Annotated in this window: 2 protein-coding genes; both read right to left on the bottom strand. The window is 46.4% G+C overall.

Annotation, left to right across the window (positions count from 1 at the left end; translation table 11 throughout):
* On the bottom strand, positions 1-381 hold a 381-nt coding region (locus DW720_RS15540), incomplete at its 3' end, for a MobA/MobL family protein (RefSeq protein WP_182436564.1).
* Between the two features lie 185 nt (positions 382-566).
* A complete protein-coding gene (locus DW720_RS15535; protein WP_002569224.1) occupies positions 567-1,091 on the bottom strand; it encodes a hypothetical protein in 525 nt (174 codons plus the stop codon).
* Positions 1,092-1,202: the final 111 nt, after the last annotated feature.

Below are 1,202 nucleotides of genomic sequence, written 5' to 3'. Positions count from 1 at the left end.
GGGGTCATGGATTGCAAAATCAGCAATCATGCCTTTGGAAACAAACTGCTGCTGGCAAAACTCCCGGACAAGGACAGCGTACTGGTCGGGCGGTATCTCTCTGGGGATGGTAAGCACCCACCTCCTTGCAAGCTGGGAGTTCCATTGCTTCTCCACCGCTTCGGCGGCGTTCCATAAGGTATTACGGTCTGCATACTCCGGCGGGGCATTTGCTGGGAGCAGAATCTCATTGTGGACGATACCACGCTTTTCCGGGTAGTGCTTCACTTGCTGGTCGTATTCACAGAACAGCTTTTCGCCACTCTGGTAAGCAGCGGCGGCAACCGCAGACTGCCGCTGGCTGCGCTGCACAATCGTGATTTCGTTGTGTGGACAGGGCATTTCGTGTCCCTCCTTTCGCTAATTGGTGGACGGGGTGGCGTTTTGCCATCTCATTTTGGGCAGAAAAAAAGCAGGAGACCTTTTTCAGATTTCCTGCTCGGTGTGCCGCTATGTGGGCGGCGGGTATTTAATTGTAAAAGTTCGGGGCAAGTTGACCCGATGTGAAGCTGACAAACTGGAAGTTGTCAAAGAGAATTGTTCCAGTATTCCACAGTATTGCCATTCACATCATAGAATGTAATGGTTCCCGCACTTATAGGCAAAACAATCGCAAAAGGTTTATTGCTGTCAATGTCAAGCACTTGAATTGTGTTGCCGTCATCTATTTCAAGCTGTGTTACCTGTTGCTGATTCATAGAAATAAATGCTCGCTCATTATATCCTTCTACGGTGTACTCGGCAATTCCTCTTTGAACCCCCGAAAGGTTTCCACCCCCACGGAAAAAGTATCCAAAGGAAAGACCAGGACGGTTGACATAGACGGAAAAAGAATGGTCACTCAAATCCTGAGGGTAAGAAATATATGCAGCCATCGTGCTGGAAACGCTTCCATCGACCGTCCAATCATCCTTAATCTTCTGCGACGAACGAATATCTGCCTCCAGCTTAGATGAAGTCACGCCGATCTCATTGTTCGTATAAAGAAAACAAACAAATAAAATACAAGCAAGAACAACCCCTATCACAATTTTAAGAAATATTTTTTTCACGCTATCAAAACTCCTTGTCAACTACCGATTTGTTGTCATCTTCATTATACTTCATTGGCTATCGAAAAGATAGCATATTTTATGAAACTTGTCGGCTGGGAACAGCTTGCA

The sequence above is a fragment of the Clostridium sp. AM27-28 genome (genome assembly GCF_003480955.1).
Classification (GTDB): domain Bacteria; phylum Bacillota; class Clostridia; order Lachnospirales; family Lachnospiraceae; genus Otoolea; species Otoolea fessa.
The sequence above is the reverse complement of the archived record's forward strand: the minus strand, read 5'-3'. Positions and strand labels throughout refer to the sequence as shown.